The 22,665-nt window shown below is 31.9% G+C and carries 18 protein-coding genes; 12 read left to right on the top strand and 6 right to left on the bottom strand.

The genetic code is table 11. From position 1 onward, the window contains the following. Positions 1-24: 24 nt before the first annotated feature. Positions 25-1,530, top strand: a complete 1,506-nt coding sequence (locus Spiro2_RS05170) for a cache domain-containing protein (RefSeq protein WP_338637506.1) — start codon at positions 25-27, stop codon at positions 1,528-1,530. On the opposite strand, the gene Spiro2_RS05175 is transcribed toward Spiro2_RS05170, so the two are convergent. Further along, entirely contained in the window at positions 1,531-6,669 is a 5,139-nt protein-coding gene (locus tag Spiro2_RS05175; protein WP_338637507.1) for a calcium-binding protein, read from the bottom strand. It lies immediately after the preceding gene. Between the two features lie 348 nt (positions 6,670-7,017). On the opposite strand from Spiro2_RS05175, the gene Spiro2_RS05180 reads away from it, so the two are divergent. Continuing rightward, entirely contained in the window at positions 7,018-7,911 is an 894-nt protein-coding gene (locus tag Spiro2_RS05180; protein ID WP_338634920.1) for an IS982 family transposase, read from the top strand. A gap of 10 nt (positions 7,912-7,921) precedes the next feature. Here Spiro2_RS05180 and Spiro2_RS05185 read toward each other — a convergent pair whose 3' ends face one another. Beyond that, positions 7,922-9,022: a hypothetical protein gene (locus Spiro2_RS05185; protein ID WP_338637508.1), complete on the bottom strand. Its 1,101-nt coding sequence runs from the start codon at positions 9,020-9,022 to the stop codon at positions 7,922-7,924. After that, complete coding sequence (locus Spiro2_RS05190; RefSeq protein ID WP_338637509.1) at positions 9,000-9,254, bottom strand: hypothetical protein; 255 nt, start codon at positions 9,252-9,254, stop codon at positions 9,000-9,002. Before Spiro2_RS05190 ends, Spiro2_RS05185 begins: the two co-directional genes overlap by 23 nt. A gap of 106 nt (positions 9,255-9,360) precedes the next feature. On the opposite strand from Spiro2_RS05190, the gene Spiro2_RS05195 reads away from it, so the two are divergent. The 5 genes from Spiro2_RS05195 to gap all read left to right on the top strand — a co-directional run bounded on the left by Spiro2_RS05195 (position 9,361) and on the right by gap (position 14,671). Continuing rightward, entirely contained in the window at positions 9,361-10,152 is a 792-nt protein-coding gene (locus tag Spiro2_RS05195) for an enoyl-ACP reductase FabI (RefSeq protein ID WP_338637510.1), read from the top strand. 3 nt (positions 10,153-10,155) lie between these two features. Further along, the gene (locus Spiro2_RS05200) at positions 10,156-11,502 is read left to right on the top strand and encodes an LptF/LptG family permease (RefSeq protein ID WP_338637511.1); all 1,347 of its coding nucleotides are present in this window, start codon (positions 10,156-10,158) and stop codon (positions 11,500-11,502) included. 3 nt (positions 11,503-11,505) lie between these two features. Then, complete coding sequence (locus Spiro2_RS05205; protein WP_338637512.1) at positions 11,506-12,600, top strand: LptF/LptG family permease; 1,095 nt, start codon at positions 11,506-11,508, stop codon at positions 12,598-12,600. Between the two features lie 3 nt (positions 12,601-12,603). After that, positions 12,604-13,521 (top strand): pentapeptide repeat-containing protein, encoded by a 918-nt coding sequence (locus Spiro2_RS05210; protein ID WP_338637513.1) that lies wholly within the window; start codon positions 12,604-12,606, stop codon positions 13,519-13,521. A 142-nt stretch (positions 13,522-13,663) separates the two neighbouring features. Continuing rightward, entirely contained in the window at positions 13,664-14,671 is a 1,008-nt protein-coding gene (gene gap / locus Spiro2_RS05215) for a type I glyceraldehyde-3-phosphate dehydrogenase (protein ID WP_338637514.1), read from the top strand. Positions 14,672-14,709: 38 nt separating this feature from the next. Here gap and Spiro2_RS05220 read toward each other — a convergent pair whose 3' ends face one another. Continuing rightward, a complete protein-coding gene (locus tag Spiro2_RS05220) occupies positions 14,710-15,789 on the bottom strand; it encodes a D-alanine--D-alanine ligase family protein (protein WP_338637515.1) in 1,080 nt (359 codons plus the stop codon). A gap of 224 nt (positions 15,790-16,013) precedes the next feature. Here Spiro2_RS05220 and Spiro2_RS05225 point away from each other — a divergent pair, with 224 nt between their 5' ends. The 5 genes from Spiro2_RS05225 to Spiro2_RS05245 all read left to right on the top strand — a co-directional run bounded on the left by Spiro2_RS05225 (position 16,014) and on the right by Spiro2_RS05245 (position 20,912). Then, entirely contained in the window at positions 16,014-16,469 is a 456-nt protein-coding gene (locus Spiro2_RS05225; RefSeq protein WP_338637517.1) for a hypothetical protein, read from the top strand. Between the two features lie 45 nt (positions 16,470-16,514). After that, positions 16,515-17,582 carry a hypothetical protein gene (locus tag Spiro2_RS05230; protein ID WP_338637518.1) on the top strand — a complete coding sequence of 356 codons (1,068 nt, stop codon included), beginning with the start codon at positions 16,515-16,517 and terminating at the stop codon, positions 17,580-17,582. 28 nt (positions 17,583-17,610) lie between these two features. Continuing rightward, entirely contained in the window at positions 17,611-19,104 is a 1,494-nt protein-coding gene (locus Spiro2_RS05235; RefSeq protein ID WP_338637520.1) for an aldehyde dehydrogenase, read from the top strand. A gap of 31 nt (positions 19,105-19,135) precedes the next feature. Then, a complete protein-coding gene (locus tag Spiro2_RS05240; RefSeq protein WP_338637521.1) occupies positions 19,136-20,230 on the top strand; it encodes a hypothetical protein in 1,095 nt (364 codons plus the stop codon). A 94-nt stretch (positions 20,231-20,324) separates the two neighbouring features. Next, positions 20,325-20,912, top strand: a complete 588-nt coding sequence (locus tag Spiro2_RS05245) for a superoxide dismutase (protein ID WP_338637522.1) — start codon at positions 20,325-20,327, stop codon at positions 20,910-20,912. On the opposite strand, the gene Spiro2_RS05250 is transcribed toward Spiro2_RS05245, so the two are convergent. Both Spiro2_RS05250 and Spiro2_RS05255 read right to left on the bottom strand, forming a co-directional pair. Next, positions 20,909-21,583: a hypothetical protein gene (locus Spiro2_RS05250; RefSeq protein ID WP_338637523.1), complete on the bottom strand. Its 675-nt coding sequence runs from the start codon at positions 21,581-21,583 to the stop codon at positions 20,909-20,911. The two genes, Spiro2_RS05245 and Spiro2_RS05250, sit on opposite strands and share 4 nt — an antisense overlap. 31 nt (positions 21,584-21,614) lie before the next feature. Further along, positions 21,615-22,511 (bottom strand): ABC transporter ATP-binding protein, encoded by an 897-nt coding sequence (locus tag Spiro2_RS05255; RefSeq protein ID WP_338637524.1) that lies wholly within the window; start codon positions 22,509-22,511, stop codon positions 21,615-21,617. Positions 22,512-22,665 lie beyond the last annotated feature (154 nt).

Here is a 22,665-nt window from a genome sequence, read left to right on the forward strand (position 1 = left end):
TTTATTTATATTAAGAGGTCGCTTATGTTTCAATCAAAAGGAATTAAATACAAAATATTATTTAGTTCTTTTTTATCAATTTTTATCTTTTCAATATTTTTAATTTGGGTCGCTAATATTTATTGGAACGTCTTACTCGATAATAAAAAAAAGAAACTGCAAAATATTGTTGAAATTGGAACAACTTTGGTTTCTTCTTATATGGCTCAAGAAAAAAGTGGTACAATTACAAGAGATGAAGCACAAAAAAGAGTTAAAGAAAATTTTAATGCGATTCGTTACGCTGGCAATGAGTATTTATTTGTCACTAACTCTTCAGCATACCAGGTATTAAATCCTGTTAAGCCTGAGCTGAGCGGAAAAAATATGTCAGAATTTAAAGACCCTACAGGCTTAAAACTTTATGTAGAAATTGCCAATGTCGCAAAAAAATCAGGATCAGGATTTGTTGAATACATGTTCCCTAAAGCGGGATCCTCAACACCTATCAAAAAGCTTTCTTATGTTTATTTTTTTCCAGAATGGGATTGGATAGTTGGTACAGGTTTGTATATGGATGATGTGAATGCAGACATGAGTTACTTTGTATCAATATTATTATTTGGATGCATTTTTGCTATTATTTCATTTATTGTTTTAGGTGTTTATTTTGCCAATTCGGTTGTAAATCCATTGTCAGTCGTATGCAAGTCGTTGTTAAGCACTTCTGATAATTTTCAAATAAAATGTGATGTGCTAAAAGAATCTGGTGGCCATGTAAAAAAATTCTCCACCGAACAAGCCTCATCAATTCAAACAACTGCCGCCGCTATTTCAGAAATTACAAGTATGATTGGTAAAACAACAGATTTAACAGGTACCTCAGTTAAGCTTGCCAATGCAATTACTTCTAAAGCGGAAAATGGTGAAGTATCCATGAAAAACATGATTACTTCGATGAAAAGTATTCAAGAAGCAAGTGCAAAATTAACAGAAATAGAAAAAATTATTGTAGAAATTGAAACCAAAACACAAGTTATTAATAAAATTGTCTCAAAAACAGAATTGTTATCATTGAATGCTTCCATTGAGGCTGCTCGTGCTGGAGAGCATGGAAAAGGGTTCTCTGTGGTTGCAGAAGAAGTGGGTAATTTGGCTCATATGAGTGGCAAATCATCAAATGAGATTCGTGCATTAGTTCAAAAAAGCCGTGAACAAGTGCAAAAAATCTTGCATGAGACTATGGAAAAGGTGAAGGAAGGGCAAAGCAGAACAGAACAGGTGTCTTCAACATTTTCTGAAATTGTTCAAGGGATTAAAGAAATAAATTTTCAAATGGGTCAGGTTTCTGATGCAACGCGTGAGCAAGAAATTGGGGTTAAACAAATTTCATCTGCAATGGGAATGCTCGATCAGTTAGCGTTTAAAAATTCATTAGAATCAGAAAACTCTTTAAAAGTGACTGTCGAAATTTCTGATGAATCAAAAAAACTTAAAGAAATTTCTGAGACAACAGAGCATGTTGTTTATGGGGATAGAAAAAAAACATAGTCACTCTAAATTCTTTGAAATTTCTTTTTTATTTTGTTCTAAATCTGTTAAAATTAAATGTTTGTGATGTTCGCTTTCAAAATAATTTAAAACTTTTATTGCTGGTCTGTATGTTGCACCATCAAGAACACTTAAAATGAGATCAGGACCTACTTGTGTTGCAACAAAATTTTCAATGTCTGTTAAAATAGCGTCAATATTTTCTTCTTCGTTTTCATCCCATTTTTCATCATAATTATTAATAGTTTTAATTTTTTTGTCTTCAATGTCTTTTTGAAAAATGACGTAAACATCTTTGCCTTTGCCCCCTTCTAGATAGTCTGCACCAGATCCTGCATGCAAGATATCATTTCCATCTCCAGATTTAATAGAATCATCACCAGCATTGCCCATGAGGACGTTATTGTCTTCGTTTCCTACAATTTCATCGTTAAAATTAGAACCAATAACATTTTCAACATTTTCGACTTCAATAAAAGAATGATCAAGTTTTATTGAAGGATTTAAAGAAATTTGAAATAAGTTATTAGGATCTTGCGTTGTGATATTTTTGATTGAAATTGTATCAACCCCTTTTTTTCCATCAATAAACCCAATTTTTTTTCCGTTTGGATCCACTCCTTTTAGTGGCTCAAAAAACTCTATAATATCAGAATCTTCTCCTCCAATTAATTGTAATGCATAAGTTGCTGGATGAATGACATAAAGATTTTTGCTACTTTGTTCTCCACTGATTGTGCTAATCATATTTCCATGTTTTCCTTGATCGCCAATACCAACTAAATAAAGAATCGCGCTTTTTTCTGCAATTTTTGATGACTTCATGGCAAGTTCGTCAAAAGTATTTTGTTGTTGAGAATTGGCAACTAACATTGAGGAACTTGTGTTTTCGAGAGGACAAAAAGTTGTTTCGTTGAAAATGTGTGATCCTCCAAACCCTCCATACTTTACTCCAATTGGAGATTTAGGAACTTTGGGTTGGTTGACAACAAGTTTATGATGATGCTTTTTAATCAAATCTAAATGTTTATTATGGAGATATTCAGATTCTCTGCTTTTATTTGCATCATAAATATTATTTGTTAAGCACAAATGTTTTTTATCTTCAATAGGTTTTGGTATTTGAATTTTTGTTGTATTACACAAATAATAACAAAGCATTTTATTTTCTGTATCTGAAAATGGAATAAATAATGAGATTCTTGGAAATATAATTTGTTTAAAATAATAAGAATCTTTTAAATTATTTGTATGATTGGCAAAAAAAGCATTGTTTTTTTCTTCGAGGAGTGTTGGGATTGTGTTTTCAATAAAATGATTTTCCATTTTTTTTCTGATGACCTTGGGATCCTCATTCATTTGATAATGCCCAAAAAAGTGTGAAATTGAATTTAATGTGATGAGATTTTCATCAAAGCCGAGATCCCGCAATTGTTGGGAAACTCTGATGGCATTGTAAGTTCCTTTTGTTGCCATAATGGTAAAGCCAATTGCGGTGCCAATAGGACCTGCTTTCGCACTCAAGGGAAGTAATAAAGCTGTGCCCAATGAGGATGCCGCAGTCGCTCCAGTCAGGGCAGAGTTAACAAGTAAGTCTTGTTTTAAAGCAAGATCTTCAGTTTCCATCGCATTATTATAAAGTTCTGTTGCTTGCCAAATATCAATTCCTGCCGCTGCTGTATTAATCACAAAGTGTAGTGAACCGAGACCTTGAAATGTTTTTGGATGCTTTAGCCAATAGGTTTGCGAGCTCGAGTTTCTGCCAATATCTAACAGCAAATCAGCCTTATCGAGGGTAAAACTCACACTTCCTTGAATTGCATCTTTGGTATTATTTTGGGTGGCTGCTTGATAAATTTGCTTAATACTTTGTGGAGTTAAAAATAGATTTATTCCAGCGTTGAATTTGTTTGCTGCTGTAGAAAATTTTTCGGTGCCACGGTATAAAGTATTTGCAAAATTTTTAAATATTTTATTTTCTGAACCGCTTGTTAATGTTTGAGGTGTATTATAATTATCAATTTGATCGGTAATGCCATTAAAAATTGGTCTTAAAGCATCAGCTCTAAATGTATTTTTTACTTCTTCGTAAGTAAGTTGAAAAACACTCCGTAATTCTCTCCCAAACGCATTCTTAAAGTGATGTAATTTTTCAAAAAATTTTACGTCTGTATTGTTATCAAAGCTGTCAATATCAAATATTAATTTACTAAATACCATTATATTTTTTTGTTTTTCTGAGTCAAATTCATTATAATTTTTTAAATCTTCTAAATATTGAGATTTATCAAAAACATAGATTGATTGATTTTTTTTAGAAAAAATTATTGGTTTTGATCTTTTATTGTTATTATAAAAATTTGGAAAATAATAAACAAAAAATCCTGGTAATGGATTTGGAAAATTCCACGGTTTTTTATTTGTTTTAATAGTAACTTCTTTTAAATAATTTTTTGCGATTTCTTTTTTTTCTAAGTCATCTTTTTCTTTTTTTAGAAGATATCCATTTCTTAAAATGACTTTTTTAACAATACGCCGATCAAGTTCTTCGCCTAAACCAAATTCATCAAAGAATGTAATAATTTGCCTAATTTTAGATGTATTTTCATGATTTAGCTGTTGATGGGCTAAAACAGACTGTAAATTTAAAGGTTTATCCGCATCATTCTGATTTATGTTATCTGTAAATTTTTTTTCAATTTTTTCATTAATCATTTGCAGATGCGTGGTAACAAAACTTATAAATTTTATACTTGGTGATGAATTTTGATTATTATTTTTATTTTCTGCAATTAATTTTTTTGCATAATGAATAAATCTTACATTTTTTTTATAGTTAGGACTTTCTTTATTAAACATGTTTTTTAATGTATGTTTATAGATACCCTGATGGTAGGTGTCTTTTGCTGGGTTTAAAATGTGTTTATCATTTTTCCATTTATGTTTAAGTGCGCTGATAATTTCATCAGGTTTTTTATAAGGATTTTTTAAAACTTCTTCATAAATTTTTTGCCAAACCCGAATTCGAGTTTTTTGTTCTGAAAGTTCAACAAGATTTTGAACTTTTGTTATTTGATTTTTAAAAAAATCGCTATTATCTGGTTCGCTACTTTCGCAAATTTTAGCTTCAATACTATTTTCTGGAGCAGATGGAAACTCAAAGTTTTTTTCAATAAAATGTTCTGCACCTTGCGCTCCAACTATCCCTAAAATTGTAGAGGCCGCACCAACCCCAGAAAGAACAGGGATTCCTAGTAACAACGGACCAGATACAAACATTTGTGCTTGTCCACTTGTAAGCATAACATCACCAACTGCTTGTGCTGTTAACCAGTTTTTTTTGACCCGATAAAAACTTTCAACCATTTTTTTTGTTTTTAAAATTTTAATTTTTGAAACATTATCAAGCTCTGAGTCTTGTACTTCTTTCCAAAATTGACTATTGCTTATCGATTCTATCCAGTTTTTTAATCCTTTAATTTCTTTTTTATTTTCAAAAATTTTACTCAATCCAGCTAAAACCATTTGGGCTTGGCCAGCAGATAAAAATGCATTACCAACAGTTTCAATATTAGATAAACCGTTACCCCAATCAAATAATAGTTTTGAATCTGTTGCTGAAATTGGATTTAAATTATGCGAAATTATCTCCGCAAATGATTTGATTTCAAAGGCAATCATGCCATAGTACATTGATGCTAGACCACTGGCTGTATTTGGCAGAACAGAGTGAGACGAGATGTGATTGCCGATTCCCTGTAGCAATTCTTGTTGATATTGTTTTAGTTTATTTAAGTGAGTTAAAACAAATTTTTTATTATCTGCTTCTCTTATTTTTTTGACAAGTTCAACTTCAGTTATGTTTTCAAATAGAATATGATAATGTTGCGAATTTCTTCTTTTTTTGTGAGCTAAAATTCTTTCAACGCTTGTATTATGTTCAATTATAATTTGACGTAAATTTTTTAAAGATTTGTCATTTTTTTTATTATCATATTTATCTTGTATTTTGGAATTATTTATAATATTTAAAATTTCTTTAACAAATTTGATTTTAAATCTATGATTTTCACTAGTAATTCTATATGTTTGAATATCTGCATCAGCTTCTTGAGCATTTGGTCTTTCAAGGTGGCTTAATAGGTTTTCTTGTAAGGAAATTTCATTTTGTAAATTAGTAAGCAATTCTTCGCGTATCTGTTTGATTAACGCTACAGATTCATTGTGCTCTGCTAACGAAGAATGCAATTCCTCGTTAGCTCCTTCGTAGCCAAGCCAAACAGCACCGCCAAACAACATGTAAATAGAAGTTTTTAACGTCAGTTCAAGCTGTTTTGGTAAGCCCGAGTTTTCAAGAGCGGTGGCAAGATCATCAAATCCATCGATCACAAATCCTTTGCCAGTATCGTCTGCATTAAAAGTTGTGACTTGATTTCTTGTATCTTTTCCTCTGACTGTGCGCAAAATATATTTGAGCATTTTGGCTTTTTTGGCAATAAAAGCGGCATTTTTTTTTGTTGCAGAATAAACTGTGACAATGTCTCCAATAGTTTTAAATGTGTGTTCTTTTTGAGTGTTTTTTTCGGTTACAATAAATTTATCAGTTTCTTTATCTGATATTTTTTGAATTTTAATATTAAATTCATTTTCTAGATCTAAAAATTCATCTGTTTTGTATGCAAGAATAAATGAATTAAATTTTTGTTCAATTTCTTCTTGAGTTTTTCCATCAAAAGAAATTTCTTTTGGCTTTTGATTAACATAAACAGTTGCATAAATTTTCCAGGGGTTTTGCAATAATTCATTATCATCAATAAACTCTATATCAGTCACTCCCAGTAATGAATATTTCATCAATATGTCTGAAAAATTTTGGTCTTCTTCATTATTGGCATCATTATTTTGATTGGCACCCTCATTTTCAATGTCATCATTATTTTGATTGGCATCTTCATTTTCAATGTCATCGATATTTTGATTGGCATCCTCATTTTCATGTGATTCTTGTGTTACAAAATACTGTTTGCTTTCAAAAAAATCTGGGTTGATGTGCGTGTTTTGTTTACTGCAACTTGCCGAAAGCAAAGTTGTACTAATGAATGGAAGAGCCAAACTATTTTTGTTAAAATAATATTTCATTGTAAATAAATCCCTTTTTTTAAAAAAATAATAAATATTTATAAAATTATATATACTTAGTAAAAATAGTTGATAATGAATTTTGTTATCAACTATGTCAATGCATTAAGTGATTAAAAGTTAAAATACAAGTTTTTAGATATCTTATAAAAAAAAATTATATAATTATGTAATAAATTAAAAATATTATATATTTGAATTTTTTTGTGATTTAAAAAATAATTAATAATTTAATAATAAAATTATATATGCCAGTTAATAGTTGAGAAAGTTATTGTGAGGCTTGAAGAAATAGCTCCAATTTGTTAAATAATTTTTGCACAAACAAAATTAACAAAGGAGCTACCAATGGACTGGCAGAGCCAACTCATCACTGTATACCTTACTACCTGCGATTTCTTTTCTCAACTCTCTCCAACCTCTTTTTTAAAAATTAGTCCAAACTCAAATCCCTCGTTCACAGACCAAGAAGTCACCACTATTTACATCTTTGGAGTTTTAATGAAACAAAAAAATATAAAAGCTATTTTTAACTTCACTAAAAATTTTATTCCAAACTGGTTTCCTCACTTGCCTTCTTATGAAGGATTTTTGTCAAGACTTAATAGCTTAAGTAAACTCTTTCCTGAACTTGCAAACTTTATTTTAAAAAATAATAAATTTAAAATCCCTAAAACAAAATCCAAACCTTTTATTCTTATTGACTCTTTACCTATTATACTCACAACTGGTTTTCGGGCGCACAAGTGCAATACTGCAAACGATATTTCTGCTATTGGCTATTGCTCTTCAAAAGATAAATTTTACTATGGGTTAAAACTTCATCTCGCTGCTTTGTTTCAAAATAAAAAACTTGCCGCACCTATTGATTTTAAAATCACACCCGCCGCAACTCACGACTTAACTGCTGTTAAGAATGATCTTTTAAACTTCAAACATTCGCAAATCTTTGCCGATCGTGCTTACTGTGACAAATCAACTAAAAAAAACTTGAATCAAATAAACTCTAAATTACACACACCAATTAAACTCTCTCGGAATAAAAAAACTCTTTCTAGTGATGAGAAAGTTTATTCTAAATCTGTTAGCTCTATTCGGCAGTCCATTGAAATCCTTTTTAACTGGTTAATTGAATCCAGCGGTATTCAAATCGCATCAAAAGTTCGATCGACTAAAGGCCTTATCGTCCATGTTTTCGGACGATTTTCTGCCTGCCTGTTTAACTACTTATTCAAATTCTAATTGATTTTTCTCAACTATTAATTGGCATTATATATAAATAAGAACCTATAATAAAATCAAAATGAGCAATGAGACTATTTAAGATTCTGCGTTCAGACAGAGCAAACATTGTTTTAAACATGACTAAACGAAGTAGAGGATTTATACTTTCAGTTGATTGTGCTCCAATATCTCGCCAAACTCTTGCATTCTCAAATTTAAAAAACTGATCCTTATAAGAATTTGCAGGATAATACTCTTTTTGTAAATTTAATTTTGCAAGAAGAAATTCATTGTAAATTCGTATTATTTTATTAAAAAAAACGAAAATTAAAATTAAATAACCAATAATAAAATTATCAAATTTTATAATTTTATTATTTAATGCAATAAAAAAAATAAAATTCACAAAAATTAATAATATTATTTTATTAAAGAATTTTAAAAAAAACTGAATAGGATTTTCTTGAAATGTTTCAAAGTGGTTAAAATTTTTGTGGCGTAGCAGTCTGTTCCAGCCAAATGCATCGATAATACACCAAAAAATTAAGAAAAAGGTAAATAAACTCAAAATACTAAAGGAAAAGTTTTGTAAAGAAAGTTGCGTGCTCAAAAATAAAAAAGACAATGCAAAATAACAACGAAAATCAGATTTGGCAATTTCAAATTTATTAAGATTTGTTTGTTTTGCAAGCTTAACTAATAATAATTCAATGTTTTTTTTATTATTAGTCATATTAGAATTATTATAATTTTGAAAACATCCATGTTCAAAACGCCATTTTTTGATTTTTGGCGAATTGGTGCTCCATTCATAAGGGGAGATTAATTTTAATATACCAGTAAAAAAAATAAGAATTGTTATTGAATACATTGATAAGTTAAATTTTTCAACAACAACAAATGATAATGAGAGAAAAGGCAATTTATCAACTGTGCCTCTTAGTAAAGTGAGAAAATAATTTATAATATTAAGATTAAAAGGAAAAATAAGATAATGCCAGTGTAAATAATTAAAAGTAGAAGAAATCAAAAAAGATATTCTACCAGTTAAATAAATACTACCTAAGCATAAAATAGATATTCCTATAAAAGAGTTAAAAAAAAAGTTAAGAATTAAATTTGCATTCATAGATTATAGACTCAGAGCCATCAGGACTCTTGATGAGATTTTCTTCGCGCGCAATGATGACAGTAGGATGGTTTGCTTGCTCAAAAACTGTAATGCCACAATGAGGGCATTTGACTTCTACAGATTTTAATGGAGTTGAACCTGCTTCGTATACTAAATGAAACCGTCTTTTGCATGAGGCATTGTCGACCAATCGTTTTACGTATTTCATATTATCATTTTGCTTTTCCATAATACCCTCCTACCAAAAAGCCTATCAGGCGCTTGTTTGTAGCGCAAGATACAAGTAGGCTCAAGGTTCTAAGAGTTTGTTTTTTGTATTTGTTACGGAGGTAAACATGAAACATGCACAAATTCTGGCTGGCAAGCGAGGGATTGTTTTTGGTGTGGCAAATAATAAATCAATTGCATGGGCGTGTGCACAGCTCTGTGCCGAGCATGGTGCGCAACTGGCATTTAATTATTTAGGTGAAGCACAAGAAAAACGTGTCCGTGAGCTTGTCAAAGAACTTCCGAGCGCATTGGTGTTTCCATGTGATGTCACAAAAGATGATCAAATCGAAACTTTTTATTCAAACATTCAAAGAGAATGGGAAACTATTGACTTTATCATACATTCTGTGGCATTTACAGAAAAAGAAAATTTAAAAGATAAATTTATGGTTGTTTCACGAGAATCGTTTTCATCAACTTTAGACGTTTCAGCATACTCATTACTTGCTGTCACAAGACCGGCAATTTCTCTTATGAAAAAAGGCGGAAGTGTTATTACTATGTCTTATTATGGTGCTGAAAAAGTGGTGCCGCGTTATAATGTTATGGGTGTCGCAAAGGCTGCTCTAGAATCATGTGCAAAGTATATGGCTCATGATTTGGGTGAAGTTGGAATACGCGTCAATGCAATTAGTGCAGGTCCAATTCGTACGTTATCATCAAGTGCAATTCCAGGCATTAAAGAAATGCTTGATAATTCGCAAAAATACTCTCCATTAAAACGAAATGTGACGACTGAAGATGTTGCACGCACTGCAGTTTATTTGTTATCAGAACTTTCATCTGGGGTAACAGGGGAAGTTGTTCATGTGGACTGTGGTTATAATACGCTTGGCATGTTTTCAATGGTAGAATAATACATGGCAATTTTTCGAAAATTAGATCGTTTGATAGCTAGTGAAATAATATCCTTAACATTTGTAATCACAGCAAGTTTAAGTTCTGTGTTAATAATGATAAAATTTCCTCGTTATGCAAATCTTCTGTTTTCTGCGCCAGATAGTGGCACCACTTTTTTTATGCTATTGCTTTTTATTTTGCCTTCGGTACTTAAATTAACACTCCCAATCTCTTTGTTACTTGCTTCAGCACTAGTTTCCGCAAAAATGTCTGCAGATCGAGAAATTGAAGCATGGATGGCAAGTGGTGTGAGTGTACTGCGTTTGTCTTACATGCCTATATTTTTAGGCATTATTGTAATGATTGTTTCGCTATGGTTTGCGTTATTTTTTGAGCCATACTCAAATAAGAGCTTTAATAAATTTCAATGGTTGCAGTCACAGAATGCAGTCGAAGCCATGGTACAAAATTCAATTAGAGAAAAGTCTTTTGTTTTTGATGCACTCCCAATTCCAGAAAATGCAAAATTAACCATGTATCTTCAATCGGTTTCTTCTGATAGAAGTGAGTTTTCTAATATTTTTATAGGATTGAAGTCTAATCATGAAAAACATTTTTCTGTAATTGTTGCAAAATCAGGCACATTAAAAAAGGAAAAGGTTAATGGATTGCAAGACTATATTTTTTCATTAAATGATGGCTATGTTTATTCATGCAATACCAATAAAGTATCATTAGAGAAATTTATTTTACAAAATAAAGAAAGTTTAATTTCTTCTAACCTTGAAAATTCACATTCAAAATTAAATTTATCTGCATATCCTTCTTTTACAGATTGGAATGTGACCCAGTTTTCTGAAATGCAGATTTCATTGCTAAATAGTTTTAAGAGTAAATTTAAGATTGACAGTAATTCTAGTAACAATATTAATCAGCTATATCCAAATGAATTGTATAATTATATAGACCGATTGCAAGTAGAAAACAGCGATTGGCGTTATAAACCTGAAGTGATTCAAAAAATAGTTTATGTTTTTAAACAAATATCAATTCCATTTTGCTCAATTTTTTTGGCTTTAATTGGGATTTGTTTAGGTATCCAAGATTCGAGAAAAAAACAAATTGGAGTCTATTTGGGAGTTGGTATTATTATTTTTATCCTCTATTCTTCGGTTTCTCTCTCTCAACAGCTTGCTACCAGTTTAATATTTCCTCCAACTATTGCTTTTATTTTTGCACCTCTTGCACTTATTTTAACAAGCTGTATTCTGCTCCGCTGGCGTTTGAGGCATCCACCCTCTGTGAGTTTTATAACTTTTATTAAAGATGATTTATTAAAAATTAAAATCTTCTCAAGAAAAGGATAAAAAATGAGAATCTGGTGGTATATTGCCTTTCAGTTTTTAAAAAATATTATTGCCATACTTATTTTAGTCCTGTTGATTTATTTTATTTTAACTTATATGGAAGAAAGTCAGCGTTATTTTGATAAGTATGATGTCCCTCATAATGTTATTTTTCGCTATTATTTTTGGCAATTGCCAGCTATTACAATTCAGCTACTGCCTTTTGTTGTACTGGTTGCTGGAATTATTACTAACTGGGTTTTAGCAAAGCATGGTGAAATAGCAGCTCTTCGTGCTGCGGGCCTATCAATTATGCGGGTTTCGTTTCCACTGATTAGCATTGCGCTTGCATTTATGGTTGCTCATTTTATGATTAGTGAGTTTATTTTACCGGCAAGTTCTAATCGATTTTACCGGGTGCAATACGAAGAAATTGAAAAAAATAATGCAGTTGCTTTATTTACAGATAGTACATGGTTAAAAGCTATAAATACCATCTTACATTTTGATGAATACGATGAAATTAAGCAAGAGCTTTTTAATGTTGAATATTTTAAAACAAATAGTGAGGGAAGTATTGTACAAATAGTCCATGCAAAGTCTGGTTATTTTGAAGAAAATATTAGCCGATGGGTATTACGTGATACTCTAACTTTTAATTTTGACTTTCAAACAGAATCGTCTTTAAAAGCTGAAATTAAGCCTTTGTATGTGACTAATGTTGATTTTGCTCCACCGAAGGTGTTGATGAGAAGTAGCGAGTCAAGTCAAATTAGTTTTTGGCAATTAAAAAAATTAATTGATAAAGCAGAAATTGCGGGAGCAAATGTTTCAGATCGAATGGTTGATCTGTATTTTAAATTGAGCACGCCATTTGCTAATTTGTTATTTGTGTTTTTGACAATTCCATTTGCTTTAAAAAAGGAGCGCAATGAAGAAAAATATATTGGCATTGTTATCTGCATTGCTGCTTCTCTATTGTATTGGTTTGGCAACATATCACTCAGAAGTTTTGCGATTAAAGGAAGTATAAATCCAATTTTTGCAGCATGGGCAATGAATTTCATCGTTGCTTTGTTAAGTTATGGACTTATTAGGAAGTTAGATAAAGGGCAGTAATTTATGTTTGAATTGGAATTGATACTTCAGGAAGTATCTAAAGGTAGTATGAACGTTCAGAAGGCTAAAAATTTAATAGAAAAAAATTATGAGCTAAAGAAACAAAAAATCTCTGAGCACGGTGATTTTAATCAAACTTACAAAGAAGGAAATCAAGAAGGGTTTAAATCGGCATTTGAAAAATTAAAGAAAACAGTAAATATTGATGAATTAATAAAATTTTCAAGTCATTTTGTCCATCAAATATCAGAAAATATTCCACAAATTGAAAAAATCCAAGAAAATATAACAAATAACTTTCAAAATGTTGGTTTTTCTCCAAATATAAATGGATTAGATTCTAAATTTTCTGTATTTAGAGCTGTAAGTGTTTGTGCTGATAGTCATATTGTTAATAATATGGTTGTTGCCTCCCAGTGGTTTGGAGTGCAATTTTTAGAAAATGCAATCTTTAAAAATAATAAATTTACTGCTGTGCAGTTTTCTGAAGTTTCAGTTTTTCGCTCTGATTTTTGTGTTTCTAATTTTAGTTTGGCTCGTTTGAGCAATGTTTCTTTTCATGAGGCTCGTTTAGAAAATAATAAATTTTCAAGAACAACCCTTTCTGATTTAAAAATAAAAGAATCTGATTTTACTGAAAATCAGATTGTTAAATGTGATTTTTCTGAAATGTCAATTCGTGCAAGTCGTTTGAATTGCATGACAATGACAAATGTTGATATTCAAGATTGTGAATTTGATTCGTGTGATATTCAGGGGGTTGAATTTGAAAATTGTAAATTTAAAGAATGTATTTTTTCAAATTTATTAGTAGTTACCGATGAGCCAATAAAAATTTCAAATTGTCATGTATCTGGTAAAAATATTTCAGGATGTCAAACTATTCAAGAATTTTTAAGTCTTTTAAATTCTCAGTCATGATTCTGATAAATTAAATCTTGCAGCTTACTTTGTTTTTCAGATAAGTAGAAGGTGTCTTTGTGATATTCATTCGTTTGAGGGTGAATTATTGAGCATTTGACATCTTTATTTGCTATTTTCAAGACATTTTGGAGGATTTGCTATGTCAATTAAAGTTGGTATTAATGGTTTTGGTCGTATAGGCCGTTGCATTTTAAGAGCACTCAAGGATGAAAAAAATATTGAAGTTTGCTTAATCAATGATCTGACTGATGCAAAAACTTTGGCGCATCTCTATAAGTATGACTCAGTGCATGGAAAAGCACAGCAACACGTTGAATACAATGATAATAATTTAATTCTTGATGGAAAAAAAATAAACATCACAGCAATAAAAAATCCAGTAGAAATTCCTTGGGCTGCACATGGAATTGAGGTTGTATTAGAATGTACTGGTTTATTTACAGATGGAGAAAAGGCTTCGGCACATCTCAAAGCAGGTGTAAAAAAAGTAATTTTGAGTGCACCTGGAAAATCAATTGATAAAACAATTGTTTTAGGCGTCAATGAATCAGAATATGATTTTGCGAAACATCATATTGTGAGTAATGGTTCTTGCACAACAAATTGTTTGGCGCCACTGACAAAAGTGATTCATGATAAATTTGGGATTCGTAAAGGACTGATGACAACAATTCACTCCTATACCAATGATCAAAATATTCTTGATCTTCCTCATAAGGACTTGCGTCGTGCTCGCGCAGCGGCATTAAGTATGATTCCAACGTCAACGGGTGCTGCAAAGGCAATTTCAGAAGTGATCCCCTCATTAGCTGGTAAATTACATGGATTTGCAGTACGAGTTCCAACCCCAAATGTATCACTTGTTGATGTTACGTTTGAATTAGAAAAAACAGTCACCGCTGCAGATATCAATAAAGCTCTTAAATCGGCGGCGGAAGGATCTCTAAAAGGAATTTTGGGTTATTCTGAAGAACCACTTGTCAGTTGTGATTTTAATGGTTCTGCTTATAGTTCCACTATTGATGCAGAATACACCACAGTCATTGGAGAAAATATGGTCAAAGTATTATCGTGGTATGACAATGAATGGGGATTTAGCAATCGCATGATTCAATTAACCAAACTGGTTGCAACTGGAAAACTATAAAACTAATTAAATTTATAAGTTATAAAAATTCTCAATTGCTATTTTTGCAATTGAGAATTTTTATTTGTAATTCTCGTTTTCCCATACCAAAGATTTCTTGAATTCATTCTTTTGAGAGCTGATTGAGCAAGGCAAGAAAAAAAGTCGACGTAACTGATTCCAATTTGTTGCGCCATCATAGGCAATACGCTGTAATGAAAAGACAGGCCAGGAAGTGTATTTGCTTCAAGAAAAAATACGTTACCCTTGTTGTCACAGCGCCAGTCAACTCTGACAAAATCTTTTAATTGCAGAAAATAAAATAATTTTTCGGTACCAGTTTTAATAATTTTCTCATTCTTTTTATTAATTTTTGGAAAAGTTACTTTTTCTCCCATAATTTCCTTTGATTTATTCGACAACCCGTAAACACCTGTAGGAACCTCAATTTGAGCAATTGGCAGAAATTGAGGAGGTGTATTTATCATTGCTGAGGTAAATTCTGGGCCATCAATATATTTTTCAATCAAAATGCCATCAGGATAATTTTCGAGTAGTTCTTTAATAATTTTTTCTGTTTTTGTTTTTGAAGATGAAATAGAATGATTTGCTTCAATCCCCATGCCAGATCCTTCTCCATCAGGTTTAATAAAATGTGTTTCTTTAAAAAATTCTCTTGGAATATTAGTAATCTCATCCAGATTTTTGATCGTGTAAAAAGGTAGAACAGGAATTTTTAAAAATTGACACAATAATTTGGTTTGGGTTTTGCTCATACAAACTGAATGAGCAAATGGATCAGAACCAATAAATGGAATACCACTTAATTCACATAATGATGGAATCCAACTTTCTCTTGCAAGCGAACCCCAACCTTCTACTAAAGAATGTACCAAAGTGCATTGTGAACTCAGCTCACTCCATTTCTTAAGAAATGTTGAATCAAGTGGAAAAAGAATTATGGAAAAGCCTAGTTGTTTCCAAGTTTCAATAATCTTATCGATTGTTTTTTGCGACTCCCATTCCGCACTTGCATCATCTGGGAAAATCATTTTGTTAGAATTCTTAAGTTTTGTTGGTAAATCATAGACAAGGCCAAGTATTTGATTTTTATTTTTTGTCTCAAAATAATCATCCATAAATTTCTTCCTTCATTATTTTTGTAAGAGTAATATGTTGTGTCTTTGACTACAAACTTTGTTGCGAAAACTTATCCTTGATAAATAAGGACAAATAATTTCTTAATAAAAATAAATAAAAAATGGTATTGCCTCTACCATTTTTTTTTGGCATGAGTTAAATTAAGATTGAACCGTCCTTGTAAAACGGTTTGTTGATTTTTATTTTGAAAGGAGAATGTTTTATGGCTGAAACAAAGCGTAAGAAAGCAAGCGCAAAAAAGTCTGGTACAAAAAAAGCAACAAAGAAGGCTGGTAAAAAAACTGTAGCAAAGAAAAAGAAAGTTGCTGGTAAAAAAACAGCTAAAAAGACGACAACAAAGAAAAAAGTAAGCAAAAAGGTTTCTAAAAAAGGAACAAAGAAAAAAACTGCAAAAAAAGTTGCTGGTAAGAAAAAAACGACAAAGCGTGGTCGTCCAACTAAAACATCTGCTGCAAAGAAACGCGGTCGTCCATCTAAATCATCAACAAAGAAACGCGGTCGTCCTAAGAAGGCTGTCGTGAAAACTCCAAAGAAACGCGGTCGTCCTAGTAAACTTGATAAATTAAAACAATCAATGAGAAGAGGTCGTCCAAGAAAATCTTCATCAGATAAGTCTTCAAATTCAAATGAAGTTATGACTGAAGAAGGAGCTGTATAACAAACACAAAAATACTCAGCTGTATTTTTGTGTTTATTTCTCTTTATGTCGCAATTTACCCAAAACTTATTAGCCTGGTACACAATTCATAAAAGAAAATTTCCATGGCGTGAAAATATTAATGTTTATCATACCTGGATTTGTGAAATAATGAGTCAACAGACAACTATTTCTGTTGTGTTACCTCGCTTTAAAAAATTTATTTCTGAATTACCAAACTTAAATTTGTTGGCTGAATGTTCTGATGAAAAACTAAGAGAACTTTGGGCTGGTCTTGGCTATTATGCTAGAGCTAGAAATTTAAGAATTGGTGCAAAATATATAATTGAAGAACACAATTCAGATTTTCCTAAAAAAAGGGATGACTGGTTAAAAGTTCCTGGCTGTGGTCATTATACAGCTTCCATTATTTCTAGTATTTGTTTTAATGAGCGTGTTGCGTGTGTTGATGGAAATGTGATTCGTGTTGTAAGTCGTTTACTTAATTTGCAATCCAATGTTTGGAATCGTCAGGGTCAAAATCAAATTTTAAGTTTTGTCACCCATAAAATTTCAGATAACAATCCAGGTGATTTTAATCAAGCAATGATGGATTTGGGTGCAATGGTTTGTAAAAAAAGTAATCCAAATTGTTTTGAATGTCCGGTTAATAAATTTTGTTTGGCTTATAAAAATAATTCTGTGAGCTTATGTCCTCCTGTAAAACCAAGAAAAACGACTCAGTTAGAATCTGTATTTGTTTTTGTGTTTAAAAATACGAGTCGTTTAGAATATTCTTTGGTTGAAAGAAAAAATGGACTATTAAGTAATACAAAAGGATTTCCACTCGTATGCTCTCGAGATGGTTTTTCACTACAAGATTTATTATTGAAATTTAAAAAATTTGGTTTAGCAGCTAATTATCTTGAGAATAATTTTAAACACTTAATCACTCACCATAAAATTACTGGTCACGTTATTTTAATAGAAGATGCAAACCCAAAATTATTAAAAGATCTTTTTAAAGAGCTCTCTTTTTCCCAGTCAGAAGAGTGGATTTCTTTACCTAACTTAAAGCAGAATTTGTCATCGTCTCTTGACCTTAAGGTATTAAAAATCCTATCCTCAATTTAGCTGTATGCGATTTTGAGGAGGTTAAAGCATGTCTCTAAATTTAAATCTCATTCCTCCGTATATTAATGGTAATTTTTACGCAACTCATAAATTAGAAAAAATTTTTTCAATTCAAAATCCTGCTAATCCAATTGATATTTTAGCAACCGCATGTTGGAGCAAGGAGTTGGTTGATCCTGTGATTCAAGGAATGAAATCAGCGCAAAAAAAATTTCGTTCCACATCATTAGACGAACGTTTAGGTTACATAAAAAAACTCATTGGCTTTTTAAAAGAAAATTCAGAAGAAATTAAAAGTAACATGATGTTAGAGCTTGCGCGTTCGCGTATTGCCGTTGAACAAGAATGGGACTTATGCGAAAAGTTATTTTATTCTGTTTCCGAGTTTTGTAGACAAGCGCTCTCAATAAAAAGAGATGAAGAAGGTTGGGAATGGCAATATGCACCGTTAGGGCTCGTTCTCGTATCGTCAAATATTGCGTTACCTGTTTATTCTTTACTTTGTAGCGTGTTGCCTTCGCTTGCTGCTGGCAATGCAGTGTGTATGCAACCTTCGTCTCATTGTTTACTTTCAGGTTCATTGCTTGCGAGTGGTTTTCATCAAGCCTCGTTTCCACCTGGAGTCATTCAAATTGTTTATGGTGATTTTGAAGTTTTTCGTCGGTTAGTGTTAAGTCATCAATTTGATACAATTTTATATACGGGCGGAGAAGAAAGTCTCGAACAAATTCGACGCGATACGTCAAATCAACAAAACGCGAGATTGGTTTTGTGTGGTGGCGGAAAAAATGCGGCACTCGTCACTCAGTCTGCTGATTTACAAAAAGCAATTGCAAAAATAATTTATGGTGCATGTTTGGATGCGGGTCAAAGATTAGAATCGACAAACTTAGTGTTTATTGAAAAACCAATTTTTACTGAGTTTCAAGAAAATTTTGTTAATGCAATTAAAGCAATGCCTATTGGTGCACGAGAAGATCTTTCTCGCTCGGATATTCATGTTATGGAGCCGCTCTGTAGCTCCAATTCGTGGGAAAGATTTTTAAGGTTTCAAGGAATTGCCGCACGAGAATCGGATGAAACCTTGCGTTGGGGAAAGCCAATTGACAATTCAGGTAACGGTTATTTTGTATCACCAGGCGTTCATTACATGAAACCTGAAAAAGTTTTAAAAAGTATTTATGCATCAAATGCTTTTTTTGGCCCTGATGTGTGTTTAATTCCGATAGATAATCGTGATGAAATGATCGCCATTTTGGATGAATTGGGTGCAACCCGATGTCTTGGAGTTCATACCCAATATCTTGAAGAGGTCCATGAAATTCGCAAACGTTCTGCAGTTCCGTCTATTTTGTGGAATGCAGCAACAATAAAATTGAACCCACTTTTACCAAGTATTGGGCGTGGTAAAGCTGGCAATAGTTACATTACGGGAGTTCGATTTTTGCTTTCTACTGTGTATCCTCAAGTTCTTAATCTTGCAAAGTCCAATGTGTTAGAAAACGAGACGAAAACGATATAAAATAATCCTAAATAAATTTTTAGGAGTCACTGTGCCTTTTTTAATTTTACCTCCTACAATGATGATCTCTGAAAATCCTGAAATTAGTGTTAATATTAAACAATCAGCGCGTGATTATCAGGATAAACAACTCTCACAACTAGGTATTTTGCAATCACAACTGGTGCAAGAAATTAAACAAGGAGCTTATCGTGGTACTCGAATTTTCTCTTGGAATAAAAAATTTGATGCCTATTTGCCAACTTACTTTGTTTTTCAGGTTGGTCGTGTGCAAAGCCAAGAGTATTTGAAAGCATCATCTTTAATAAGGTACCAAGATTGTTTGCAATTAGGTTCTGTATGGAATTTTACGCAAAATGTTGCACCATTTCCTTTGCCAGATAGTCAAAATTCGCTCGAAAATATTGCAAATAGAACATTTCTAAATTTATCACCAGTTAAAGTGAATTCGTTTTATGATTTTCAATCTGAAAATCGAATGAGCCATATTTTTGATTTGTTTGTGGGTGAAAAGTTTGCAGAAAAAGGAATTTTGAATGTGACCAATTTATCAAAGATTGTCTGTAAAGGAAATTATCTTTCTGAATTAAAAAGTCCATCTCAAGCGCCATTTCCTGGAAGGGCACATCGCTTGATTATTGTGCAAATTGTTTCGCAAATGTCACAAAAAAAATTAAATTGGCCTACTGTTACCTATAAATCGCAAATAAACTCTGGTGTATTTGCCGAAAAAAATAAAGAAATTATAAATGTAAATGTTCCGGCTCCTTTTCATCCACAAAATCTGGCTGAGCAACTGGTTAATAAAGTTTTTCCAGAATTGCATGATTTAAAAAAAGAAGAATTTAAAGTCATTCGTCGTTTTAGAGGTTGGGTATATTTAGATAGAGGGCGTGCTTACGGTCTTGAAATAGGAATGCGATTAATTGGTCCTAATGACGCGCGTATTCATGTTATTCGTTATTTACCAGAAGTTCAGGGAGAGATAGATTCTTCTATTGCATTTATTCGTTATGAAGATGAAAAACGGCCTATTGTTGTAGGCGATGTTTTAAAATTGGATCCTACAACTTTTCCTAAAAAAGTAACACCATCAATAAGTCAAGAGAATCAGAGTAATAAATAATCTTGTACACTTATTTTGTTGTTGTTTGCAGTTCGACTATTTTGGTGTTTTAATAGAAACCTTCTTGATGATTAGAATAAAGGAGATCATATTTATGGCTAAAGAAATAAGAAGTTTTAAACATTTACTCGGTAAGCTTGATGGAATTAGTGATTCGCAGTTAGAGGCACATTTTGGATTGTATGAAGGTTATGTAAAAAAACTCAATGAAATTGAAGAAAAATTAGAAAAAATGGATAAATCTTTATCTAATTATAGTTTCGGTGAGTTTTCTGAGCTTAAAAGACGCCATTGTGTTCCTTACAACGGAACGTATTTGCATGAAATGTATTTTGACAACTTACAAGCCAATGGCGCGCCTTCGCAGCAGTTTGAAAACCTTGCCAAATCTTCTTTTGGAAGTCTTGATTCTTGGAAAGCCGATGTCAAAGCGACAGGGCTTGCGGTGCCAGGATGGGTTGTCACATGTATTGAGACCACCTCAGGTAAATTAAAAAATGTGCAAATTATGGAACATCACATTGGTTTTCCATTAAATCACATCCCAATTCTTGTTATGGATACATGGGAGCATGCTTTTTTTCTAGATTTTAAAGCAAATCGTGGATCTTATATTGATACTTTCTTTAAAAATATCAATTGGTTTGTTGTTAATGATCGCTTGTCACAAATTAAAGCTTAATTTTTATTAACAGAGCGAGAATATATTTTTTGAAATGCAATTAAAAAAATGATTGAGTAGCCCGTTAACCACAAGCTTGGGGTTAACGGGTTTATTAATGGGTTAATATGCGAAAAAGAAAGCTGTGCCCATTGATAGGTAGGAATAAATTCTCGTGCAATTCCAAAAATTCCAGAGTCAGGTAAGGCAAAAGCACCAAAAAGCAACAGCAAGTTTAATAAGGTGAATATACTGCGAGAAGATTCTGGAGTTGTTGCATAACCAATAGTCATTCCTAAAAGTGCCATTGGAATTGCACCAAGTAATGCAATCATACTAAAAAATAATAAATTATCTGGTGATAAATGCATGTTTAAAATAAAAATAGAAACGATTGAGAGAGAAATAATATTAGCAAGTGAGAGCATTAAAGTATGCAGTATTCGACCTAAGATCATCGGTAAAATGTTAACTGGCAAAGTTCTTAAATATTTTGCCCATTCTGAGTTTTTTTCTTGTGTGACTCCCATCCCCAAAAGCATCAGTGCAACGGTTTGAACGGAATAATTAAAAAATACAATCACCGCCCCCAATTGATTTTTTCCCTCCCATTGATGAGCAAACAATAAAAGCATTAAAGGTGGAAAAATTAATGTAAAAAATAACGCGGGTATATTACGTACTGTACCCAAGAAAAAAATTTTAAAATAAAAAAAGCTAGCTTCACAAAGTATTTCCTTTAGATAAATTGATAAAAGCAGATTCTAGACTTTCTTTAATGATATTCAAGTTTTTGAATGGTACTTTATTATTAACGAGTTCATAGATTAATGCATCTGCATTATGAGTTTGAAGAGTGTATTTGGATTCTTCAACTTCAAAAGAAACAACGTGACGGTATGTTGCAAAATCCAAATGAGTGCTGGCATAAAACACGATTGTTGCACGTGTTGAGTTTGCCAGTGACTTGATTGCAGCAACAGTATCGTCTGCTATAATTTTACCATCTTGTAAAAAAATGATTCGAGTTGCAATATTTTCAATTTCATCAAGATAATGTGTTGTTAAAAAAACAGTGTTGCCATTTTTGGAATATTCTTTAATTGCTTCAAGTAAAATTTTCCGCGAACCCACATCTAACCCTGTTGTTGGCTCGTCAAGACAGACTATTTGTGGATTGCCAATAAAGGCCAGGGCAAGGGCGAGGCGTCTTTTTTGTCCTCCGGATAACTTAGTGGCTTTTTGATGAAGAAATGAAGAAAGTTCAAATTTTTTAATCATTTCTTTTACAGGTTTGGGATTGGGATAATGAGAATGAATAAAATCTAAGATTTCAAAGGTTTTAATTCCTTCTGGAAATTCAAGATTTTGAGGTGTGATTCCAACAGATTTACGGGATTCTGGGTTTGTGGGGTTGAGTCCAAATAGAGAGATACTTCCCGCTGAAGGTGTTTCGAGTCCAAGCATCATTTTAATTGTTGTTGTTTTGCCTGCTCCATTGACCCCAAGTAGTACAATGATTTCGTTTTTTGAAACTGTAAAATTGAGTTCAGAAATGATATTTTTTTTGCCATAATTTTTTTTTACATTTTTAAATTCTAGAATCGCATTGACCGTCATATGTGCCCCCCATGACTATGCAGATCTATTGCTTTTTCGAATTAGAAGCAAGCACAGGTATTTTGATTCTTATCTGATTTTATCATTTTAATAATTTAAATTAACGAATATTTAACAAAAAACTCCTATCATTTTTTTGTCGCAAATCTTTTAT

Source organism: Spirobacillus cienkowskii (genome assembly GCF_037081835.1).
GTDB lineage: Bacteria > Bdellovibrionota_B > Oligoflexia > Silvanigrellales > Silvanigrellaceae > Silvanigrella > Silvanigrella cienkowskii.